Genomic DNA, 21761 nt, shown 5'->3' on the forward strand with positions numbered 1-21761 from the left:
CTCTAACTAGAGGGCTTTTCTTCACACAGCTCAATCGAAAATCAATCGCGACCAGTCGCGAACTGAACGGCTGGAGAAACCGGTGTTTGCTGCTTAGGTGAGCGCAGCATTAGCGGCCCGAGCAGAGCCATAAGCACCATCATCACCATAGGCAAGTAGATCAAAGCACCCAGGCCAAACGCGTTAACAATAAGGGTGATGGCTGCGGGGGCTACCAGCATGCCTGAATAACCAATGCTATTGACGATACCGATATTGCGGCCTGCGTTAGCAGGATCCATCCGGCCCGCACTCGAGAGCAAAAGCGGGGCAATGCACGACATGCCCAGACCAAACAGACCAAAGCCAGCAATCGAGGTGGTAGCGGAGCCCCCCAGTACTACAACCATTAGGCCTGCGATTGAGATGACGCTACTGCAGAAAATTACTTGGATTGAACCGAAGCGTGCAGCCAATCGGTCGCCAATGAAACGACCTACGAACTCTGCTCCTGTGAAGGTCGAAACGGCTACACCGGCCAGCGCCGCAGTGGTAGCAAATTCACGACGGACAAACTCCTGCCCCCAGTCACCCACGACACTTTCACCAATCATGGCACCCAGCAGAAGCAGCCCCAAGCCCACCATAAGGGTCACAATCGCCTTACTGGACTGGGACGCTGGCTGTGAAATAGATTTTTCCGCCACCACAGGCACAGCTTCAAGCGCAGGTACGTCGTTTTTACCAAGTAGCCAGAAGCTAATCAAAATTCCGCCCGCAAGAATAACGCCCCCCATTACAGAGAACTGCACTGTGGCGCTTTCCTGGTAGATCCCGCTAAACCAACTACCAGCCATGCCGGCGAAGAAACCACCCAAAGCATAGAACGCGTGGAATGCTGACATGATTGGGCGCTGATAGAAGCGCTCAACCTGAATTCCATGAGCGTTGATCGCGGTATCCAGTGCCCCCCGTAGCAGGCCTAGTACAGCACCGAAGGTGAGGGCGAAATAAAAATCACTGACAAACCCCATGGGGATGATTGAGAGTGGATAACCTACAAGACATGCACAGACAACAGTTTTGGCACCTAGCCGATCGATCATTACCCCAACGATGAAAGCCCCTACCGAGCTGCCGATCCCAATGCCAAGTGCGAGGAGGCCAAAATTGACATCTCCTGCATCACCCGCCAGCCCCATCTGATGACGAAATGCACTGACACCGGTAGACCACACATACATCATAGCTCCGAGGAGAAAGAAGCCTATAAAAGTGGCCGCCCTTGCTTTTCGAATTTTATTAGTAATCACATTCAGTCCTCATTCTTGTGTTTATGGAGGATCGTGCGTCAGCACGTAGTGCGCGGGCATTATCAGAACCATCCTTGAAAGACAGTAACGATTGCGACGCGAATAGTCCGCGACTTACCTTGAAGCTGAAAACCAAGGCAAACACACGCAACATCCTTCCGACTGTAATGGCAGCAAATAATCACACCCAAGCTATTATTCTTATTAGCAACTACATGCGAAAATAGCGCGATTTTTTTAGCACCTCCTTCAACACAGCTATTATCAGCCAAACTCGACCTCAAAACTCTAACCGCCCTTCCCTTCAGCAAGTTCCCTGCCAACCGCTACGCAGCGCCAAACTCGGGCACGAAGGCATACCACACGCCAAAAAGCCTATGCAATATTGCGAAAACCAAGTAAAAGTTCGCATTCCGGCGAAAAACTGATTTTTACGCAAGCAACGAAAATCATTCTGCACCTGAAGCTACCTGCTCATATATAGCGCCATTGAGGTACTCTGGATTGCACCTACCTCAAGCAGATTCGGTATCAGGTCGCCCGCAAATTTGTGCTAACCCCCCATGCCTACCGAGCCGACCAGGGTAAGAAGAGCCTGAAATTCAGCGGGCTCCCGAGGGAGGAGCAACACAGAATCCTGGTTCTCGTTGCCGCTCGGCTTGAAACACCATAAGATGATGAAGTCGATCTATCTCAACAAAAGACAGACCATGCATAATCAAGATAACTTTCAAGAAAACCTGAAGATGCTCTGCGAGCAGGTTGGTACCGTTTCAGAAATGTGCAGGCGTGTCGGCATAAATCGGCAACAATTCAACAAGTACCTTGCTGGCACCCACCAGCCTTCAAAAGCAAACTTGCGATCAATTGCAAGCTTCTTCGGCATAAGCAACGACGTATTGTTTAGCAACCCGAATGACTTCCGCTCAATGATTGAGGGTGGCCACTTCCACCTTTTTAGAAACCTAATCCAAACCCCCAAAATGCTCATGTTCATCAACGAGCTCTTGCAGGAAAACGACTCCAACCTAGGAGAGCTAACGGGGGTTTATGAGCGATACCATCACTCATCTATTTACAAAGGAAAAATTGTACGATCGGTTTTTTGCATCTACGAAAAAAACGGCATGCTCATGCATTATTATGTTGAGCGCTTTCCCAACCAAGATGGCAGTGGGAAGATCGACTACCACTTCAAATACCATGGCTTAACATTCTTGATATCTAACCGCATTTTTTGCGTAGATTTTGAAACCATCCAGAAGAATGAAATTACCTTCACCAACTTGGCAGCTGTGAGCAGAAACTCGAGAAAGTTCGTTTTCGGCGTTGCTAGTGGGATCGCCGCCACCATGGTGCGGCAGCCAGTAGCCTCCAAAGTCGCGATGCATTTCGTCTCCAAGGGGCTGATGAAGAGAAACCACATTCGTCGGGCTACTGTTCTGTCTCCTGATGACCCGTCGATCCCAAAAGAAGTGATCGACTACCTGGGTGCTGGAACCTCGTCCATTGACCCGGTTTGACCCACCATGACTGATGCGTCATATTTTGCCCATTTGTGCGTCACACTGCGTCACATCTCGTTCTTGTGAGAAATTGTTTGCGTCACCATCCACCGGTAATTTGATTCCAGCAGCTCAACATTCGAAAGCGCCGCAGGTCGCAATGTGCGGTCCGTGCTATTCGGCGGCCAGCATCGAGTGCTGCTCAATAATCCTAAAACTGTGTGCGCCCGATAGAGGTGATGTGATGGCTGAGTGGATCAAAAAGGCTAAACCTACTGAACAGCAGGTTGATCGCAACGAGCAGGTAAAATCTGATGTCTCCCGCATTCTGCTGGATATCGAAAAGCGTGGTGACGCTGCTGTCCGTGAACTCTCGGTTAAGTTCGATGGCTGGGATCGCGCTGACTACCGCCTGACCGATGCCGAAGTCAAAGAATGTGTTTCCAGGCTCACCGAGCGTGAGTACAACGACATTCTGTTCGCGCAAGAGCAGGTACGCCGCTTTGCTGATGCACAGCGTAAATCCCTTCTGGATGTTGAAATCGAGAGCATTCCAGGTGTCATCCTCGGCCATAAACACATCCCAGTAAACGCGGCTGGCTGTTACGTGCCAGGCGGCAAGTATCCACTGCTGGCATCGGCCCACATGTCGATCGTCACCGCTAAATCGGCTGGCGTGAAGAACATCACCACTGCTGCCCCACCCTTCCAGGGCAAACCGGCTCCATACATCGTCGCTGCTCAAGCTCTGGGCGGTGCCGACGCAATCTACAGTCTGGGTGGCATTCAAGCTGTTGCGGCAATGGCAATCGGTACCGAGTCGATCAGCCCGGTAGACATCATCGTCGGGCCAGGCAATGCTTACGTTGCCGAAGCAAAGCGTCAACTCTTCGGACGTGTTGGCATCGACCTGTTCGCAGGCCCAACCGAAACTCTGCTCATCACAGATGACTCCGTAGACGGTGAACTGTGTGCGACCGACCTGTTGGGCCAGGCTGAGCATGGTGTGGACTCCCCAGCAGTGATGCTGACCACGTCTCGTGAGCTGGCCCTGGAAACGCTGAAAGAGATCGAGCGCCTGCTGGTCAAGCTGCCAACTCAGAAAATTGCTCGTGAGGCTTGGGATAACTTCGGCGAAATTATCCTCTGTGAAAACTACGAAGAGATGGTCAAATTCTCGGACGAATACGCTTCCGAGCACGTCCAGATCATGACTCATGACGACGACTACTTCGTTAAAAACCTGACCAACTTTGGTGCTCTGTTCGTAGGTGCCCGCACCAACGTTTCCTATGGCGACAAGGTGATCGGTACGAACCACACCCTCCCGACCAACAAAGCCGCTCGCTACACCGGTGGCCTGTGGGTTGGCAAGTACATCAAAACCTGCACCTATCAGCGCATCCTGACCGACGAAGCCTCTTCGCTGATCGGCGAATACTGCTCGCGCCTGTGCTTGATGGAAGGTTTTGTAGGCCACGCCGAGCAAGCGAACATCCGTGTTCGCCGCTATGGCAAGAAAGAGATTGGCTTCGGCGAACCTGCTCTCTGAATCAGTAACCGATAAAAAAGCCAGCACACTGTGCTGGCTTTTTTTGTTTCAGGTTTTCTTGACCACCGTGTTCGCTGTGACAGGCACCATCATCAACAGAAGGCCTGTAACCAGCAGAGCGGTACTTAACGTAGTCAAATGCGCTACGAAGCCAATGATGGCCGGCCCCATCAGAATCCCCATATAGCCGATGGCGTTAACCGTCGAGAGGGCCATGGCTACCGGCATGGCGCCTTGTTTGCCGGCAGCCGAGCAGTAAACCGGTACCAGATTGGCAATGCCGGCACCGATAAGAACGAATCCAGCGAGCGTAGCGAATTGATTGTCGATGGCCAGGGCAATCAATACTCCCATCAAGGCGAGGAAGCTCCCTCCCACCAAGACGACCCGCTCAGTGAGCCTTGGCACCAACCAATCTCCAGAAAGCCTTCCTATCGCCATTGTGACGGAGAAAAGCGCAAAGCCGATCCCAGAATGACTGATATCCATTCCTCTGACGGTATTCAGGAATACAGCACTCCAATCAAGCATTGAACCTTCGACCAAGAATGCGATTAGGCAAAGAACCCCCAACAAGAGAACATATGGCGTTGGCCTTGAAAACATCGCCCCACCACTGCTTTCTCCGTAAGGAAGCATATGACGTCCCAAGGTCAGCAAGAGCGTTGAAACCATAGCCACTAGCACACACACTGCGGCGACTGGAGTAAGCCCACACCACAACAACCCTGAAACCACCAATGCACTGAAAATGTTTCCAACGCTGAACAAGCCGTGGAAGCCAGACATCATCGAGCGCCCTAATCCCCGTTCCACAAGGGAGCCTTGCAGATTCATGGTCACATCAGCAGTGCCCATGCAGGCACCAAAGACGAGCAGAAATAGTACGAGTGATGTGAACTCTGTGACGCTCGCCAAAATCACAAGGCTCGTCACAGCTCCTAGGATCGCGGTCATCATCACAGCCCTGCAGCCGGCCCTGCTCACGATCCTGGCAACAAAAGGCATCATGCACATTGAGCCAGTACCTAGGCAAAGCAGCAGGATACCCAGCTCACCATCACCTATACCTGCTCGCTCTCTTGCAAATGGAACGAGCGGCGCCCAAGCCCCCATCGCCACACCCGAGAGGAAAAATGCGACTCGGCAGGCAACCAGGTTTCTCCTATAAATTGTGTAAAAATCGTCAGTCAATGCATTCATAAAAAGTCCAAAAAAAACGCCCATCCGAAGATGGGCCAAGTTTGGTGAGTACCGCACACAACAAGTCTGTAGAAAGCTACATCATGCTTTGTCTCGTTTTTGCAGGACGACACCGATGACAATCAGTGCCAAAGTAAGTACCGATGACACGAGTAGCTCCATTTGGTGCCCCGGCACCACAGCCATCAATACCAAGAACGAAACGATTGCCGCGATGGTGAAATAGGACAGTCCTGGGAATAGCGGGAATTTCACAATTAGCGCCTTCCCCTCAGCGATAGCTCGCTTACGCAAAATCACCTGGCTCACTGCGATTACCAAGTACATAACAAGGGCAATGGTGCCGATCGTGGCAATCAGGGGCACCAGCACTGCCTGCGGCAACGTATAGTTTGCGACCAATAGTATTAACGCACCGGCGCTCGCGTAAAAGATGGATACCTTCGGCACGCCGTTAGCGGTCGTCTGGGCCCATGAAGATGGTGCGTCCCGTCGCACTGCCAGCGAATAGCCCATCCGCGACGCAGTAAAAATCGCTGAATTGAGCGTGCTAGCCACACCCACCAAGATTACCGCCTGGATGATGCCGGCAGCACCAGGAATACCCATTACCTCTAGCGCGGACTGGAAGGATCCAACCTCCAAGCGAGGCGAGTTCCAGGCTACTAACGCAACAATTACGAAAATCGAGCCGAAGTAGAAAATCAGCATTCTCCACACCACAGAACGGATCGCCCTTCGGATGTTTGCGCGAGGGTCTTCAGATTCGGCTGCAGCGATGGTCACGATTTCCATGCCTGTGAAGCTGAACAGCGCGAGTACCAACGCTGATGCAATTCCTGGGAGTCCTGTGGGTGCAAACCCACCATCCTGCCAAAGGTGACCAACCCCACTCGCTGTACTGCTGGGGAGCATTCCTGAAATAGCGAACACGCCCAGGCCGATGAAAGCCAGGATGGTGACGACCTTGATCAGGGAGAACCAGTATTCGAGCGTGCCGAAGTTTTTGACGCTGAGAATATTGGTCAGCGTGAGACCTACGATGAGTAGCACGCCAATTGCTAAAGAGGGAACTCCTAGCCAACCGCCGAGAATGTCGGAGGCCACAATAGCTTCTAGTGGGATGACGAGCACGTAGAACCACCAGTAAAGCCAGCCAATCGAAAAGCCGGCCCAGCGCCCCATCGCTTGCTGTGCATAGGTGGAAAATGAGCCTGTATCTGGGTTAGCGGTCGCGAGCTCGGCGAGCATGCCCATCACTAGCACGACCAAAACCGCCGCAATACCGAAGGAGACCAATACAGCAGGCCCCGCTGCACTGATAGCGCTCGCGGAGCCGACGAAGAAACCAGCACCAATGACGCCGCCGATAGAGATCATAGTGATCTGGCGGCTGCTCAAACCTTTCGACAGCGCTCCATGCGGCGCCGCCACCTTCTCAGAGGGCACATCCAGTTGATATTCCATGCCTAGCCCTATCAGGCACCCACAGCCACCACCCTGGCGATACAGCCAGGATGACAACGGGAGTGTGCTCCACAAAAATTATTTTTAGGAAACCGCCGCACTGCGATCTCAGATTAAGTGGTGGAGCTCAAGGGGCCAATTTCTCAAGCAGATACAAAGTGACGCAATATGACGCACTCCAGATCTAGAGCTGTCGAGTCGAGCTTCGAACCACTAGAGATGTTTCGAAGATTTTTACGACTGGCTGGAGAGGTTCAGATGCCTCCAGCTCATCGAGCAAGATCCGAGCAGCGCATTCGCCCTTACCGATGATGGATTGCCGTATGGTGGTAAGCCCTTTTGGCGCCGCGTCTGGGACATCATCGAATCCAATAATGGACAACTGCCCAGGCACCGCTATCCCCTCAGCTTCTGCCTGCGACAGGCACGCGAGAGCCATGACATCAGAGCTGGCAACGATTGCAGTAACACCTGCCTCCTGTAGCAGGGCTGCAGCCGCTTCACGCCCAAGTGCGTCGGTGAAACCACCGGCCTCCACGATCACCAAATCGTCATACCCAATACCGTAGTTTTTGGCAGTATCGATATAGGCCGTGAGGCGTTCCCTAGCGATCAACTCCGTCGACTGCTTGAACCTCTTCTGGCTCACGCGTCCTCTCTTCCCATCGGGGATCAAGCGCTCAACCAGAATTCCTATTTTTCTGTGACCCAGCCCAAGGATGTGCTCCATTTGATCTGTAGCAGCCTGCCGGTCGTCGATCCCAACAAAATGCACCCCCTCAAGTCTCGGCGAGTCGATGATCACCGCAGGTATGTTGCGCTTTACGATGAATTGGGTGATTGGATGATCGTCAGGTAACGTAGAGATGATCAGGCCGTCGACCAGCCCTCTCACAGCCAGGTTGGAATCACCTTCCTGGTCACCCTCAAGCTTTTTGCTTTTCAGCGGGAAGAGTGTCAATGCGACGTTCGCCAGTTCATTGACCTTGGCGATCCCTTTCAGAAGAGACATCGCCCACGGGTCATCAAACGCATACGACAGCTGATCCATTACGACCAGTCCAATAGCACCGACTCGGCCCGATCGCAGGCTTCTCCCCCGAAGGTTTGGCCCTGGATAACCCAAGCGAGCTGCAACTGAAAGAATGTGCTCCCGCTGGCTGGCAGAGACCTTACTGGAGCCGCTGTAGGCATAGGAAACCGCTGGCTGAGAAACGCCCGCCGCTTTTGCCACATCTTTCATCGAAACCATCTGAAGATCTGCCCTTGTATTTATCTCTATGACTTGCAGTATCTGCTCTGCAAAGCGCTACGTTCGAGCTGCTCAGAATAACGGCTGGAGCATGAGCAGGTTAACCTTTTTCCCGCTAGGTCTAGCTGGCAAGCTCCAACTCGGCTTCCACACCCCACCCAGAAGACGCACCGCCTCGATTTTTTAGGCTTGCTGTCACAGGCGTAGGCAGAAGAAAAATCTCGCCTCGATTACCCCCATTCTCCCTTAGAAGCCGCGAAATACGGGGATCTCGACCTCTAAACCATTCCCCACCGAATGTGAGCGCATTAGCCTCCCATAGCGCGACCTTTTGTCGCCAAAGGGTATTGACAAGCGTAAAACGCGTGTTACCTTGTGCTCACAGGTTATACGAATAACCAACCTTAACAAGAAACGAGGCCGCTTATGTCTAGCGCCCAAAAGCCCAGCGAAATAGCTTGGCGAGATCATCAAGCGAGATGCCTGCCGTCGCTAGCTCTGCGGCTCACATCCCAGCTACCTCTTAGATTCACTGCCATCAAAGCCCGAAATGCGTCCATGCGTCGGAGCCCCAAAGCTCAGACTCAGACCTACTCAGATGTATTAACGGCTAGGAACGCCTTTACCCGGAGTTTAAGTGCGCAGTGAGATCATCGTTAGATAAGTCCCCTACTTTGAACGCAAGGCATACACAGCGAGCAATCCCCTTGTTGTAACAGTGTAGGTAGGCAATGGCCAATGCGTAGTTACCCCGTGTTCATTGCGGTGACTTCGTGCTGCCTGAATAAAGGTAATGCAATAGCTGAGAGTTCTGTCGAAGCTATATCGATGGATACTCTTCGTCAAAAATAAATATTGGAGGTATAACCGTGACTCGCGCTCTCTATCTTTACGGCGGCTGGCCTGGACATTATCCCTACGAAATCGCGGGCTGGGCTCGCGAGCTCTTCAAGGAGCTGGACTTTGACGTTGAAGAGTCCACTGACATCTTCACTTTGGATCGTGACCTCAAAGGTTATGACCTGATCATCATCGGCTGGAACAACGCTGTCACCACCGAAACCCTCACTGCTTCACAGGAAAAACATCTTTCTGAAGCAGTCGAAAGCGGCGTGGGCCTTGTTGGTTGGCACGGCGCAGGCGCGGCGTTCCGCGCAAGCCTGAAGTATCACTTCATGCTGGGCGGCTCCTTCCTCGAGCACCCGGCTGGCGAAGGGTACCCACACCCGTACATGGTCAACTTCATCGACCGTGATCACGAAGTCACTCAAGGCGTTGAAGACTTTGAGGTTCGCTCCGAGCAGTACTACATGCAGGTCGACCCAAACATCCATGTCCTTGCGGAAACTACTTTTGATGGCAACCCAATGCCATGGCTAAAAGGTCATCGTAGCCCAGTTGCATGGGTTCGAAACTGGGGAGAAGGCCGTGTGTTCTACCACTCCATCGGCCACGACACCAGCAACCTGGCCGATCCAAATATTCGCCGTCTAACCAAACAGGGTTTGGTGTGGGCAGCGCGTAAGTAAATACCTGACCGGTAAATCGAGATCTTCAAGGTTACTCCACGCGGTTCCCCTGAAGAACGTTTAGTGAAACCCTCCACTTAGGAGTGATGTATGCCGAAGTTAACTGCTAGCCAAGTGGTTGCTCAAACGCTGAAAAACTATGGAGTCGAGTACGTTGCCGGTATTCCTGGCCACGGCATCTGGACTTTGATGGATGCCTTTATGGAAGAGGAATCCAAACTCAAGTTCATTCAGGTTTTCCATGAGCAAAGCGCAGTCCACCTGGCAGACGGCTACTACCGTGTAGCTGGCAAACCTATGGTTGCCGTGACCTCCATTGGTGCTGGTGCCAGTAATACCGTGATCGGTATGGCCACTGCCTACACCGACTCCACCAGCTGCATGTTGATCACCGGTGGCCCACCCACTCACATGCGTGGCCACGGCTTGCTTCAGGAGCTGGAGCGCTATACCGACAACGACTTCCCGAAAATCGCCGAAGCCGTTTCCAAGCGCCACTGGGTCGCCACCCGCACTGAAGAAATGCCGTTCATCATGCACCGTGCCTTCAGCTCGATGCTTACTGGTCGACCAGGCCCTGTGCACATCGAAATCCCGATGGACGTCCAAGCAGAAGCTGGTGAAGTAACTCTGCACGACCTGCAGGAGCGTATCCCGGTAGGCAAAGTCTACCCTGACCCTAAGGCTATCAAGCGTGCGGCCGAAGTTCTGCGTGAAGCCAAGCGTCCGATGATCGTTATCGGTGGCGGCGTCATCACTGCAGAAGCGTTCGACGAAGTCGTGGCACTGGCCGAGACCTGGAAAATTCCAGTAGTGACCACCTGGAACGGTAAGGGCGGCTTCCCCGAAGACCACGCTCTGTTCGCAGGCAGCGTAGGCCAGACTGGTACTCTGTGCGGCAACGCCATGGCTTCCAGCTCCGACGTGATTCTTGCTGTAGGCTGCCGCTTCACTGACTGGTCGTCTTCGAGCTACGCCCAAGGCGTAACCTTCTCGATTCCGCCAGGCCGCCTGATTCACATCGACATCGATCCACACGAGATCGGCAAGAACTACCCGGTAGCAGTAGGTATCGTATCCGACGCCAAATACGCGCTCGCTCACATTGTTGAGGAGCTCAAAGGCGAAACCGTTGATCGCACTGAGTACCTGCAAGATCTGAAAAAGAATCAGGACTTGTGGGAAGCCAAGCTTGCCACCCGTCGTGATTCGGATCGTTTCCCCTTCACCTCGCAACGCCCACTGGGCGCCCTGCGCAAGATCTTCCCACGTGACACCATTGTGGTTGTTGGTTCCGGTAACGCCCAAGGCGCAGTGAAGCAGACCTTCCCGGTCTACTCCCCTCGCACTCACCTGACTTCCGGCGGCTTCTCATCCATGGGCTGGGCAGTTCCTGCAGCCATCGGCGCCAAGCTGGCCGCTCCTAACCAGCCAGTTGTCTGCATCCTGGGCGATGGTGACTTCCTGATGAATCCACAGGAAATCGCAGTCTGCGTGACCAACAACATCCCCGTGGTGTTCTTGATCCAAAACAACGCAGGGTACATGTCGATTCGCGGCGGCCAGCGTAAGCAGACCAGCCGTCACATCGGCAGTGAGTTCAACCTGCCAAACGGCGAACCGTACTCCCCAGACTACGCAGCACTGGGTAAATCGTTCGGCATGAAGTCCTTCTGCGTAAATAGCAATGAAGAGCTTGAGCCGATCCTCCAGCAGGCACTGGAAGCCAACGAGCCAGTACTGATTGAAGTGCCCACCGACCGCGATGCGGCTGGCCCTTGGGTACCAGGCTGGTGGGACTTCCCGGTTCCAGAGTACATCACTGACGAACGCCAGGATGAGTACTGGGAACTGCGCAACAAAGAACAGCACCTGTAACGAAAACTGAGGCATGCAGTAATGAGTACTGAAGTATTAAACACTCATTCAGAGCAAGCCCGTTTGGAAGGAGCGCCGGCTCGCCGGCGCTCCTACCCAACCGTGAAGCCTGATGAAAATGGTGTAGTGACCTGCGACGTTCTGATCGTCGGATCGGGCATGGGCGGATCCACTTTTGCTCATGCTCTGATCAAAAAAGGGCTCGATGTTCTGGTCGTAGAACGCGGCGATTTTCTTCCTCGTGAAACCGAGAACTGGAGTGCTGAAGCCGTTTTTGGCGAAGGCCGCTACAGGAACGCGGAACAGTGGCTGGACAGGGATAACAAGCCTTTCTCGCCAGGCGTATTCTATTACGTAGGTGGCAATACCAAGTTTTATGGCGCAATGCTGCCGCGCTTCCGGGAGGTAGACTTCTCTGATGTGAAGCATGCCGAAGGAACCGCGCCAGGTTGGCCAATCAGCTATGCGGAATTGGAACCGTTCTATTGCCAAGCAGAGCAGCTCTACAAGGTGCACGGCAATGCAGGTCAAGATCCGACCGAGCCTTGGCGTTCGCAACCATATCCTTGGCCAGGCCTGCAGCATGACCCCGCGCTGCTCGCGTTAGAGAAAGTGATGAAAGATGACGGACTGTCGCCTTTCGTAATGCCGGCTGCCGTTGACTACGGCGAAGATGGCGCCTGCGTGCTCTGCTCTACGTGCGATGGTTACCCGTGCCTGCTCGAAGCTAAAGGTGACGCTGAGATTTCGACCCTGCGCCCAGCATTGGAATCCGGTGCCAGGCTGATGGTAGGCACAAAAATCAACAAGCTCGTGACCAGCCAAGACGGCAAGCGGGTTACTGAGGCTCTTGGTGTAAAGGATGGTCGTCCGGTCAGAATCTTGGCGAAACGAGTTGCTCTGGCATGTGGTGCGGTAAACAGTGCTGCCCTCCTCTTCCGCTCGAAGAATGAACAGCACCCTGCAGGCCTTGGGAACAGCTCTGACCAACTGGGTCGGAACTACATGGTGCACAACAGCACGTTCATGATCGCAGTCGATCCGCTGCATACCAACAAGGTCAAGTTCCAAAAAACCTTGGCCATCAACGATTGGTATTCGGCTAGTCAACACAATACGTTCCCTTTGGGAAATGTCCAGATGCTCGGTAAAATTCGCGAGCCCATGATCACGCCCATGCGCCCGTGGATTCCGAAGATCGTTTCTCGCTTCATCACTGGCCACAGCGTCGATCTGTATTTGACCTCTGAGGACATTCCAACTCAGGACAACCGCGTTGTATATGATGAAGAGCGCGACTCGATCAAAGTCCATTGGACGCCCAACAACTTGAGCGCACATGATCAGCTGGTTGAAAAAACCACCGCCATCATGAAAAAAGCGGGCTTCCCTGTTGTACTCACTGAACGTATGGGTATCGCGACAAACTCTCATCAGTGCGGTACTGCGGTAATGGGAGTGGATCCAAAGAAAAGCGTTCTTGATCCGAACTGCAAAATGCATGACCTTGACAACGTATGGATTGTTGACGGCTCATCATTTCCCTCTTCAGCAGCAGTTAACCCTGCACTGACAATTGCGGCAAATGCGCTAAGGATAGCGGATAAATTTTAATAAAAATGCCATCCATTCATTGCAATTGGATGACACCCGACCTTAACAGACAGGAATGTGTTAGAAAATGAATAACATGAACAATAGCCTTGTCACCCCTCGAATCCGAAGGGCTCGTATCGCTACTTTCGCGGGCTTTATGATTCTCGGTGCCATGATGTACATCTGGTCTACTGGCGTATCGGCATTTCGTCATCACATGGGACTTAATGGTGACCTGGGCGACGCCAACTTTGGCATGATCGCTTTTGGTATTGGCGTGGGCAGTGCGGTCGGTTCGTTCATCGTCGGCATGTTCCTGGATAGGTTTGGTGCCAAAAAAGTTATCCTCACAACCGCAATTGCATACCCGCTCTCCATCATCCCGATGGGTTATGCCACTGACGTTTACTTTGCGTTGAGCTTCGGTGTCATCCTTGGATTGCTTCGTGGGGCTGCAGACACCGCATATAACACTCATGGCGTGCAGGTAGAACGTTTCTATCAGCGTTCGATCATGACCACATTCCACGCAGCCTACTCCCTGGGCGGCTTCGTTCTCGGCATGGTGGGTAGTGGGTTCGCGGCACGTTACACTGAAAGCGCTGCAGTCCCGTTCACCGTCCTCGGTGTGCTATTGCTCGTCATCGGCATCATTTCCAGTGTCTTCATGCTCGATCGTGATGAAGTCGTTCCGGAAGCACCCGTAGATTCGAAAGAGGCCAAGTCGGCGAGTTCCGCTTCCCTTGGTGTGATCGCACTGATGGTAGGGTTCGGTATCCTGTTGCTCGGCAGCATGGTTGGCGAAGGCGCTGTAGCAGACTGGGGCCAGGAGTATGGTCGTCGTGTTCTCGGGGTGACGGCTGCTGACGCTGGTGTCGCTGTGTCAGTCTTCATCGGCGCTCAATTCATTGGCCGAGTCGTTGGTGACCGTTTGGCAGCACTGATCGGTGCGGTTCGACTGGTTTTCCTGAGTGCTGTAATCGCGATCGCTGGCTTGATCTTGATCGTCGTAGTTAACACCGAGTTTGCTGGCCTGGTTGGCTTCGCAATGTTTGGTCTCGGCCTTGCGAGCATCGCACCGCTCATGCTGTCCAGCGCAGGTCGGAAAGACCCAGCGAATGCAGGTCGTAACATTGGGATAGTGAATTGCATCGGCTATTCGGGCATGCTCCTTGGGCCAGCAGCCATCGCACTCGTCGTCAGCACCTTCGGCATCGACAAACTGCTTTACTTCCCAATCGTCTTGCTTATCCCGCTCGCCGTTTTTGGCCCAGCACTGATGAAGCAAGGCCGCTCCAGCAACTCCTCGCGTCAACCCTCCATCAGCGAACAGAAAGTGAGCTGATTCTTTGGGGCTGCCTGCTTAGGTAGCCCCTTTTTTACCGCAGGACTCTCTATTAGAAGCGTTCGTCAAACGCCCGTCTGAACAATCGTTACCTGCCATAAATCAAATAATAAAGGAATCATTCATGCTCAATAGCAAGAAGCTAGGGCTGTCGGCTGCACTCAGCATTCTTTCCCCAATGGCTGCAGATGCATTCGAGTTCAATGGATATCTTCGTAGTGGTATTGGAGGTTCTACCACTGGAGGCAAACAGTCTTGCTTTCAGTTACCAGGAGCCCCTACAAAATACCGCTTGGGTAACGAATGTGAGCAGTACGCAGAACTCGGTGTCCGTCACGATCTTGCCACACTGGATGATGGATCGGTTCTGAGCGTTGAAGGGATGGCGGCGTTACAAAACCAATACGGGCACACTCCAAAGTTTTCAGATGACTACGGGTATGCGCGAGTAGTCCAAGCTTATGCAGAGTGGAGCAAAGTCCCTCAGCTCAATAACGGCTCACTTTGGGCAGGTCGACGGTTTTACAAACGTAACGACATCCATATTTCCGACTTTTACTACTGGGATCAGAGCGGTACCGGCGCGGGCATTGAGGATGTAGAGCTCGGGGGGCTTAAATATAGCTACGCCTTCTCCCGGAAAGACAATGTCTTCCAAAAAGATTACACAAACCGACACGACTTCAATATCGGCGGCATCAACACTAACCCTGGTGGCGAACTCGAGTTCGGCTTCAGCTATATCGAAGATCCTGATCGCGGCGACACCCACAGCGGGTGGGCGGTTACTGCCCAGCATCGCCAGAAGGACGTTCTAGGCGGTAATGCGAATACCGTAGCAATCCAGCATGGGCAAGGCCCCGGTACTAGCTTAGGTTACACAGGGGATGTGGAACTCGACCGTAGCAACCGCAGCTGGCGAGCCCTGGATTACTTCGACTGGCAGGTCACCCCTCGGTTCGGAGGCCAGTTCCAGGTAGTTGCACAGCGGGATTACCGTGACGGCGGAGAAAAGCAGGATTGGGTGTCAGTAGGTGTTAGGCCTGTTTATGCCATCTCTGACCAATTCAAGCTGATTGCTGAGCTGGGTCACGACCAGATCGACGCCGCTGATGGCACTAGAAAATTGAGCAAATTCACCGTCGCCCCGACTTGGTCGCCTAAAGGGCCTGGTTTCTGGGATCGACCAGAAATTCGCCTCTATTACACCTATGCCAAGTGGAACCGGGCTGCACAGCAAGCAGCTGACGAGATGGACGAAGGTTCTGCCCTATCGTCCACCGGCGCATTCAATAACGCACGACATGGCAGCAACTTTGGCGTCCAGGTTGAGTACTGGTGGGAATGACAAAATAGGGACGCCTTAGCCGCTCTTGATCTCTCACACATAAGACCAGCTCGCGCTCAAACCGAGCCGCCATGCCGTTTGAGCGCCGGCTACAAGAAAGGGATATTTGATAATGGAAGTAATTGCACAGCAGGTCATCAGTCGTGCTCAAGAAATTGCCCATCGACTGGGGCACCCCGTCTGCATCTCTGTAGTCGATCCTTCAGGGCTTCCATGCGCATTCCTACGCATGGACAACGCAATACCTGGAGCAATCGATATTGCTGTGAAGAAGGCACGAACTGCTGCCCTTTTTAGAACCGATAGCATCACCATCGGCGCCGAAGCGCGTCCCTCTGGATCGATCTACACCCTCGAGGCCACCAACGGCGGCTTGATCAGCTTCGGAGGGGGTGTGGTGATGTATGACGCAAACGGCAACGTTATCGGAGCTCTTGGCATTTCTGGTGCCCCTGTAGAGGTCGACCAGGCGATCGCAATGGAGGCTGCAGGCCGGCTATGAAAGCTTCGAAGTCTCTTCACGTGGGTGTGTGGGCGCTGGCGGTCGCAGCTTTCGCCATTGGTGTATCTGAATTTGTGGTGGTGGGCGTGCTTCCCTCCATAGCACAGGATTTCAGCATCTCATTGGCTCACGCGGGGGGGCTCGTCAGCTACTACGCTTTGGCCCTTGCAGTAGGTACTCCGATCACCATTCTCGCGATCTCGCATCTCCCCAAAAGGTCAGTACTACTGATTTTGCTAGCCGTTTTTCTGGCCGGCAACCTGATGTCGGCACTGGCTTCCAACTACTCCAGCTTGATGCTCGGAAGGGTCGTCACAGCAATAGCTCATGGAAGCTTTTTTGCGATTGGAGCGACGGTCGCGACACGACTCGCGCCTCCAGGACAAGCAGGCAGAGCGATAGCATTGATGTTCGGGGGTTTGACCTTGGCCATGGTGCTGGGTGTGCCTCTAGGTAGCCTGCTCGGGAACCAGCTAGGCTGGCGACTCCCTTTCTATGCAGTAGCAGCAATGGCCCTGATTGCCCTCCTCGCTATAGCTCGTTGGGTTCCACCATTGAGCGCCGAGCGCAGAAGCAGTCCAAGCAAGCAGCTTAAAACGCTCCGCCACCCGATCATTCTGGCAATGATGAGCGTGACGATCTTTGGATTCGGAGCGAGCTTTGCGACCTTCACCTTCATCACCCCACTACTGACCGACGTCACAGGGTTCAGTCGAACCACTGCGAATTTACTTCTGATGGTTTTCGGCCTCGCGACCCTCATAGGTAACCTGGTAGGGGGGCAGCTGGCCTCGAAGGTGGGTTGGTATTCAACCCTACGCTGGAAGCTGATCGCACTCGTATTCACCCTGATCGCGATCATGCACGCGGTACAACTCCAGATGCCGATGGTCGCTCTACTGTTTGTGTGGGGCGCCTTAGCGTTTGGTGTTTCGCCCGCACTTCAAGCCGGCATGATCGAAAGCGCTGAGCGATGGACACCAGACGGCGTGGCTTTCGCTTCGGCTTTGAACATTTCTGCATTCAATCTCGGGATTTCTTTGGGCGGGCTATCCGGGAGCATTCTGGTAAATCTGAATCGGTTGGCTGAAACCCCACAGGCCAGCATTGGCCTAGCACTGTTGGCACAGCTCCCTCTGCTCTGGCTTATGAAGTACCACCGCAGCTCGCGTGAGTCTGCACAATAGTGTGAACTCCTCCCTTACTGCCAGCGGACATCGCCTTGTCCTCAAGCGTCTTAGGCCGAGAAAAATTTGACGATGTCGAAGAGGTAAATTCTCACTACAAAGAGGTACAATAGCATTTCGCCTCTATGCAAGCATGAATTAAGGCACCCTCTTCTGCATTCGATATTCAAGGACTGGTTCTCCTCCGAATCGTATGAGTAAGGCTAAATTCAACCCACGATTTTAGCTTGCTTTGCTGCCAAAAACGCCGCAGTCCATAGCTGATCGGCCAGCCATTCAGCTTCAGTTGGGGTGAACATCCAGGCGACCCAGCCGAATTTGAGCATGATTGCATCCTTGTAGGGCCTGATTGAAACGTCGTAAACGGCCTGCCTCTCGTTCACAAAAGTGACAGACGGATCGGGATCCTGAAACCTGCCACTGGCAACATAATTGGGCCCAAAACCTTGATCGTCCAGCTTGTCACTTTCAGGCTTCGGGATTGATCGATTTATCACGATGAGTTGAGTCCAGATACCAATTGAGTCGAGAAGCATCAGCGTGTTCCTATCATAGGAGTTCGTTAATGAAACACCCAGGTGCCCGATTGCCTGTATCAGACATGCAGCCACTTGGTGCGCTTGAAATGGCGTAAAGGCAACGCGAAAATCATGGAGAAGTGCCTCTACGAGGCCAGTGTCCTTGAGGCTTACTGAAGCACTGTAGGTCTCAGCAGTATCAAGAAATTCGAAAGTCGAGGACGCGATAAAGGAGGTTGTGGAATTGCAGCATTGGCGATTGGTCATAACGCTCTCAAGATATTACCTTACCTATCCAAAACGGTAGGATTCGGCAAACCTTGAGTAAAAATTTTGGTATTTTTGAATTTTTTTCCTTTAGCGGCTGGCCATGCCGCGAGGCCACTGACAACATCAAACTGAAAACAAAAAAAAGCCCCAGTTAAGGGGCTTCTATACGCTTCTCGATAATCCATACCGTTGATAGCGCCTTTCCATGGAGATCGGAGGTCTTACAGAGATCCTGCAGTGTCCGTGAGCGCTCCACTTTAAGATGGCGCCAGTATAATCACTTTGATTCTTGCAGGTCAATATATTTCGCACGCCCTTCAATATTACACCTTATCAAGGGGCGAGCAAAAAATATAAGGACTCATGTCGTTAAGAGTATGCTGTAGATATCCTGTTAGATCTGAAATGAAGCGTTTTTTTAACGCCGCAGCTAAATGAACCTGTCTTTGGAATGACTCAGAAACCTTGCAAGGCTGGAGTTCGTCCCAAGCAAGCAGAGCGCGCAGGCCTGGAAGGCCGAAGACGTGAAGGATGTCAGCCCGAAGGGCCGAGACGGGCGGAACGCCAGGGCTCGGTTCACGACAGCCTGGCCGCGAAGCGGCGCGCCCTACCCCCTAAAACGCCTCAAAAAATAATCGATATCTTCACTACCTCCGGAAAACCCATCGCCCATGCGGAATCGGAACAGGTATCCTTTCGACCTGAGCCGAAGACTTGGGGTGGGATGGTGTCGAATCAAGACGAACGACTTCAGCAGGTAGCTGATTACATAGAAGCCATCAACCAGACTGAAGCGGAAAGAACGCCCCAGGAATTGGCGGCCCTTCAGAAAATGGCGAACGAGACGCTCTTTCCTCCCTCCCCTATCAACAGCTCATCCATCGAAGCCATCAAGTCTTTCCAGGAAAGCTATGCCGGCACCCAAGCTCTATTAGAAAAGGCCCGAGTGACTAGCTCTCTGCTTCAGGACTCCCATGGTGCTTCCTTTAGGCAAATCCGGGAATTCGCGGACAAAGCCACGGCACCTGCGGCTGCAGCAATGCGTGCGATGGATAGCCTTTATCCTCGCAAGCAGATTGACGCCATCATGCGACTAACCTCCGGCCCATTATTTCAGCCGTTTGGTGGTATTTCAGGATTGCAGTTCCCCAGCTTCGAGAGCGCCGCTACACAAGCGATGGAGAGGATTTCAGGCCAGATTCGATCACTAGATGGACTGAAATCCTTCCGCAGTCTCTGGGCAGAAAATGAAGCCGCTCAAGCCACATTGGCGAGCTTCGCACAGATGCACAGCTTCACTGACTGGTTGGCGAAGCTGCACGCTACGCCGAAGTACAGCGAAATGATGAAGCAGGTAGCCATCCTTGCAGAATCGCCGTTGTTCGAGGCACTCGAGCGCACATCTGCAAGCAAGCTGGCCAAACTGTTTGAAGAATATGAAATCGTCGAGCAGACAGCCTTGGTGCGGGAGCCGGCAGCTCGCTATGACGTCAAGCCCGTTCAGGAAGCCTCGCTACAGACAGAAATTATCGATGCACTTGAGGGCAAGGAGAATCGCAAGCCGCTTTCGCCTGCCGCGTTCCTCCTGCTTTGCTACATTCTGGGCTTCCTTTCAGGCACGATGGCCCTTGTAAGCCAGTGGAAGGACTTCAAGGACGGTCTGTGTGATATCAACGACCTAACCCTTCAGTCAGAGTCTACTGCCGAGGCCAATCGGCTGATTCGCTCCTTAATCTGCCATATGCCTAAAAGCGCCAAGGCGCGTGTGAGGCTCGTGGCCAGGGACAACGTAAACCTCCGCTACTCGCCAAGCATGAAGGCCGAGGTGATCATGCCCTTGAAGCAATATGCCGTGCTGGAGGTTGTAGACTCTACCGACAAAACCTGGCTGGAGGTCATTTACAAGCACGAGGACGTGGAGATCCAGGGCTGGGTATCTAGGAGCATGGTCAAGACCATCCAGTAGCCTTAAAAGCGCCCCGACCAACGCGGCGTTTTCATTTACTGGCCGAGGGTATTCTGGAGAAGATCTTTCGTACCACCCGCGATGGATTCGATCTGCGTTCACGCCTCATGTGGACAGGAGCGGGACGATGTAACCCATGAAGTTGGCACGCTGGCTAACTCACTCCACCGTGCCGGGCGTACCTAGCCAGTCAGGTAAGACCATTAATCCGGCACTCTATATGCAAGCGGAGCGCGCAGGCATGGATGGCCGAAGGCGCGAAGGATGTCAGCCCGACAGGGCCGAGACTGGGCGGAACGCTTAGGCTCGGTTTACGACAGCCAGGCCGCAAGGCGGCGCGCCCAGTGTTTAAAATCAGTGAAGGCGATTCGGTGATGGGACATATCCGCCACCAGTAAGGCGCTTGAACTCACGCAGACTTCCGCGACCACCGTCCCGCTTGAAGGTAGCCACTACGTACCGCGAATTGACGGTAGTAATAACCCAAAACCGCCCTTCCCTCTCTACCTTCTGGATGTCCGAAGTCCGGATCAAATGCCCATCCGAAAACCGCCCATATGGCCCTTTTCGCGCATGTCCAAAAACCACGCCCACAGCGCTGCATGCTTGAATCTGGACATTCACTAGGAATGCAGTGATCTCATCCTCATAGGCACGCCCACGGGAAGCCCTCCAAGGTCTTCTCAGCGGCGAAGCTGAAGCATATGGCCGTTCACCCCGACAAGCTCAGGTTGATCTTGGAGGACGTCAAGAAGAGCTCCACCGTGGACTCCAAAGGACGCTTCACTCTGGACGCTGGGAAGCTTCTAGAAGGCCGTGAGGCTCTCTCGGAGATCCGGCGTATGGGCGATATCGCAGCCACTGACGTGATCCAGAGGCCTTCCCTCCCCTCGAGAGCGAGCCATAGCGAAGGCCTCCTCTGAGGAGACCCATTCGGAGGCGAAGAGTCGCTTAGCCAGGCTCAGATCCTTGGTCTTGAGGCTCTTCTTGTAGAGCTCACCAAAGGCTTGAACGAGGTCCTTAGGGACGCGCCGCCTGATGTAGTAAATGCCCGTTCGAGGGTCTTTCCATGGAGTAGCCATGCGAGCCATTGTGTACCCACCTTGTGTACCCAAATCAAGAGGTTTCAGTGGCCCTAAAACGAGAAAACCCCCGGAACTCAAGGTTCACAGGGGTTTCAGAATATGGCGGAAGCGTAGAGATTCGAACTCTAGGATAGTTGCCCATCGACGGTTTTCAAGACCGTTGCCTTAAACCACTCGGCCACGCTTCCAGCTCGTTTTGCGGCCGCCATAATACCGTAATGAAACACGCTGTCAAACTCTCTGTGTCGCGGGTTGCAGGAGCTCTG

General features: G+C 53.3%; 16 protein-coding genes, 1 tRNA gene and 1 pseudogene. 10 read left to right on the forward strand and 8 right to left on the reverse strand.

The window, feature by feature from the left end; all coding sequences use genetic code 11:
* Positions 1-41 precede the first annotated feature (41 nt).
* On the reverse strand, positions 42-1292 hold the full coding sequence (locus JOY50_RS29085; RefSeq protein WP_243054950.1) for an MFS transporter: 1251 nt from the start codon (positions 1290-1292) through the stop codon (positions 42-44).
* Positions 1293-2002: 710 nt separating this feature from the next.
* Between JOY50_RS29085 and JOY50_RS06385 the strand changes: the two genes are divergently transcribed.
* Complete coding sequence (locus JOY50_RS06385) at positions 2003-2815, forward strand: helix-turn-helix transcriptional regulator (RefSeq protein WP_243054951.1); 813 nt, start codon at positions 2003-2005, stop codon at positions 2813-2815.
* Between the two features lie 226 nt (positions 2816-3041).
* Positions 3042-4349 carry a histidinol dehydrogenase gene (hisD, locus tag JOY50_RS06390; protein ID WP_243054952.1) on the forward strand — a complete coding sequence of 436 codons (1308 nt, stop codon included), beginning with the start codon at positions 3042-3044 and terminating at the stop codon, positions 4347-4349.
* A gap of 48 nt (positions 4350-4397) precedes the next feature.
* On the opposite strand, the gene JOY50_RS06395 is transcribed toward hisD, so the two are convergent.
* From JOY50_RS06395 to JOY50_RS06405, 3 genes are all read right to left on the reverse strand, one after another.
* Positions 4398-5552: an MFS transporter gene (locus JOY50_RS06395; protein ID WP_243054953.1), complete on the reverse strand. Its 1155-nt coding sequence runs from the start codon at positions 5550-5552 to the stop codon at positions 4398-4400.
* 81 nt (positions 5553-5633) lie between these two features.
* Positions 5634-7019: an amino acid permease gene (locus JOY50_RS06400; RefSeq protein WP_243054954.1), complete on the reverse strand. Its 1386-nt coding sequence runs from the start codon at positions 7017-7019 to the stop codon at positions 5634-5636.
* 184 nt (positions 7020-7203) lie between these two features.
* The gene (locus JOY50_RS06405) at positions 7204-8262 is read right to left on the reverse strand and encodes a LacI family DNA-binding transcriptional regulator (RefSeq protein ID WP_229610216.1); all 1059 of its coding nucleotides are present in this window, start codon (positions 8260-8262) and stop codon (positions 7204-7206) included.
* Positions 8263-9140: 878 nt separating this feature from the next.
* On the opposite strand from JOY50_RS06405, the gene JOY50_RS06410 reads away from it, so the two are divergent.
* From JOY50_RS06410 to JOY50_RS06440, 7 genes are all read left to right on the forward strand, one after another.
* On the forward strand, positions 9141-9800 hold the full coding sequence (locus tag JOY50_RS06410) for a ThuA domain-containing protein (RefSeq protein WP_180688483.1): 660 nt from the start codon (positions 9141-9143) through the stop codon (positions 9798-9800).
* Positions 9801-9890: 90 nt separating this feature from the next.
* Entirely contained in the window at positions 9891-11678 is a 1788-nt protein-coding gene (locus tag JOY50_RS06415) for a thiamine pyrophosphate-binding protein (RefSeq protein ID WP_229609525.1), read from the forward strand.
* 21 nt (positions 11679-11699) lie between these two features.
* On the forward strand, positions 11700-13292 hold the full coding sequence (locus JOY50_RS06420) for a GMC oxidoreductase (protein WP_243054955.1): 1593 nt from the start codon (positions 11700-11702) through the stop codon (positions 13290-13292).
* 67 nt (positions 13293-13359) lie between these two features.
* Positions 13360-14619 carry an MFS transporter gene (locus JOY50_RS06425; RefSeq protein WP_243054956.1) on the forward strand — a complete coding sequence of 420 codons (1260 nt, stop codon included), beginning with the start codon at positions 13360-13362 and terminating at the stop codon, positions 14617-14619.
* A 178-nt stretch (positions 14620-14797) separates the two neighbouring features.
* Complete coding sequence (locus tag JOY50_RS06430) at positions 14798-15967, forward strand: maltoporin (protein ID WP_405045971.1); 1170 nt, start codon at positions 14798-14800, stop codon at positions 15965-15967.
* A gap of 112 nt (positions 15968-16079) precedes the next feature.
* Positions 16080-16469: a heme-binding protein gene (locus tag JOY50_RS06435; protein ID WP_243054958.1), complete on the forward strand. Its 390-nt coding sequence runs from the start codon at positions 16080-16082 to the stop codon at positions 16467-16469.
* Positions 16466-17656 carry an MFS transporter gene (locus JOY50_RS06440; RefSeq protein WP_243054959.1) on the forward strand — a complete coding sequence of 397 codons (1191 nt, stop codon included), beginning with the start codon at positions 16466-16468 and terminating at the stop codon, positions 17654-17656. The genes JOY50_RS06435 and JOY50_RS06440 overlap by 4 nt, the downstream gene beginning before the upstream one ends.
* A gap of 209 nt (positions 17657-17865) precedes the next feature.
* Here the strand turns inward: JOY50_RS06440 and JOY50_RS06445 are convergent, their stop codons facing one another.
* A complete protein-coding gene (locus tag JOY50_RS06445; RefSeq protein ID WP_243054960.1) occupies positions 17866-18441 on the reverse strand; it encodes a hypothetical protein in 576 nt (191 codons plus the stop codon).
* A 454-nt stretch (positions 18442-18895) separates the two neighbouring features.
* Here JOY50_RS06445 and JOY50_RS06450 point away from each other — a divergent pair, with 454 nt between their 5' ends.
* A complete protein-coding gene (locus JOY50_RS06450; protein ID WP_243054961.1) occupies positions 18896-20410 on the forward strand; it encodes an SH3 domain-containing protein in 1515 nt (504 codons plus the stop codon).
* 354 nt (positions 20411-20764) lie between these two features.
* Here JOY50_RS06450 and JOY50_RS06455 read toward each other — a convergent pair.
* The 3 genes and pseudogenes from JOY50_RS06455 to JOY50_RS06460 all read right to left on the reverse strand — a co-directional run.
* Positions 20765-21067, reverse strand: a pseudogene (locus tag JOY50_RS06455) (hypothetical protein); the annotation flags it as partial.
* A 149-nt stretch (positions 21068-21216) separates the two neighbouring features.
* Positions 21217-21501 carry a DUF6538 domain-containing protein gene (locus JOY50_RS29090; protein WP_310737955.1) on the reverse strand — a complete coding sequence of 95 codons (285 nt, stop codon included), beginning with the start codon at positions 21499-21501 and terminating at the stop codon, positions 21217-21219.
* Positions 21502-21595: 94 nt separating this feature from the next.
* Positions 21596-21683 (reverse strand) — tRNA-Ser (locus JOY50_RS06460).
* Between the last annotated feature and the right edge of the window lie 78 nt (positions 21684-21761).

The sequence above is a fragment of the Pseudomonas sp. BP01 genome (assembly GCF_022760795.1).
Taxonomy (GTDB): domain Bacteria; phylum Pseudomonadota; class Gammaproteobacteria; order Pseudomonadales; family Pseudomonadaceae; genus Aquipseudomonas; species Aquipseudomonas putida_Q.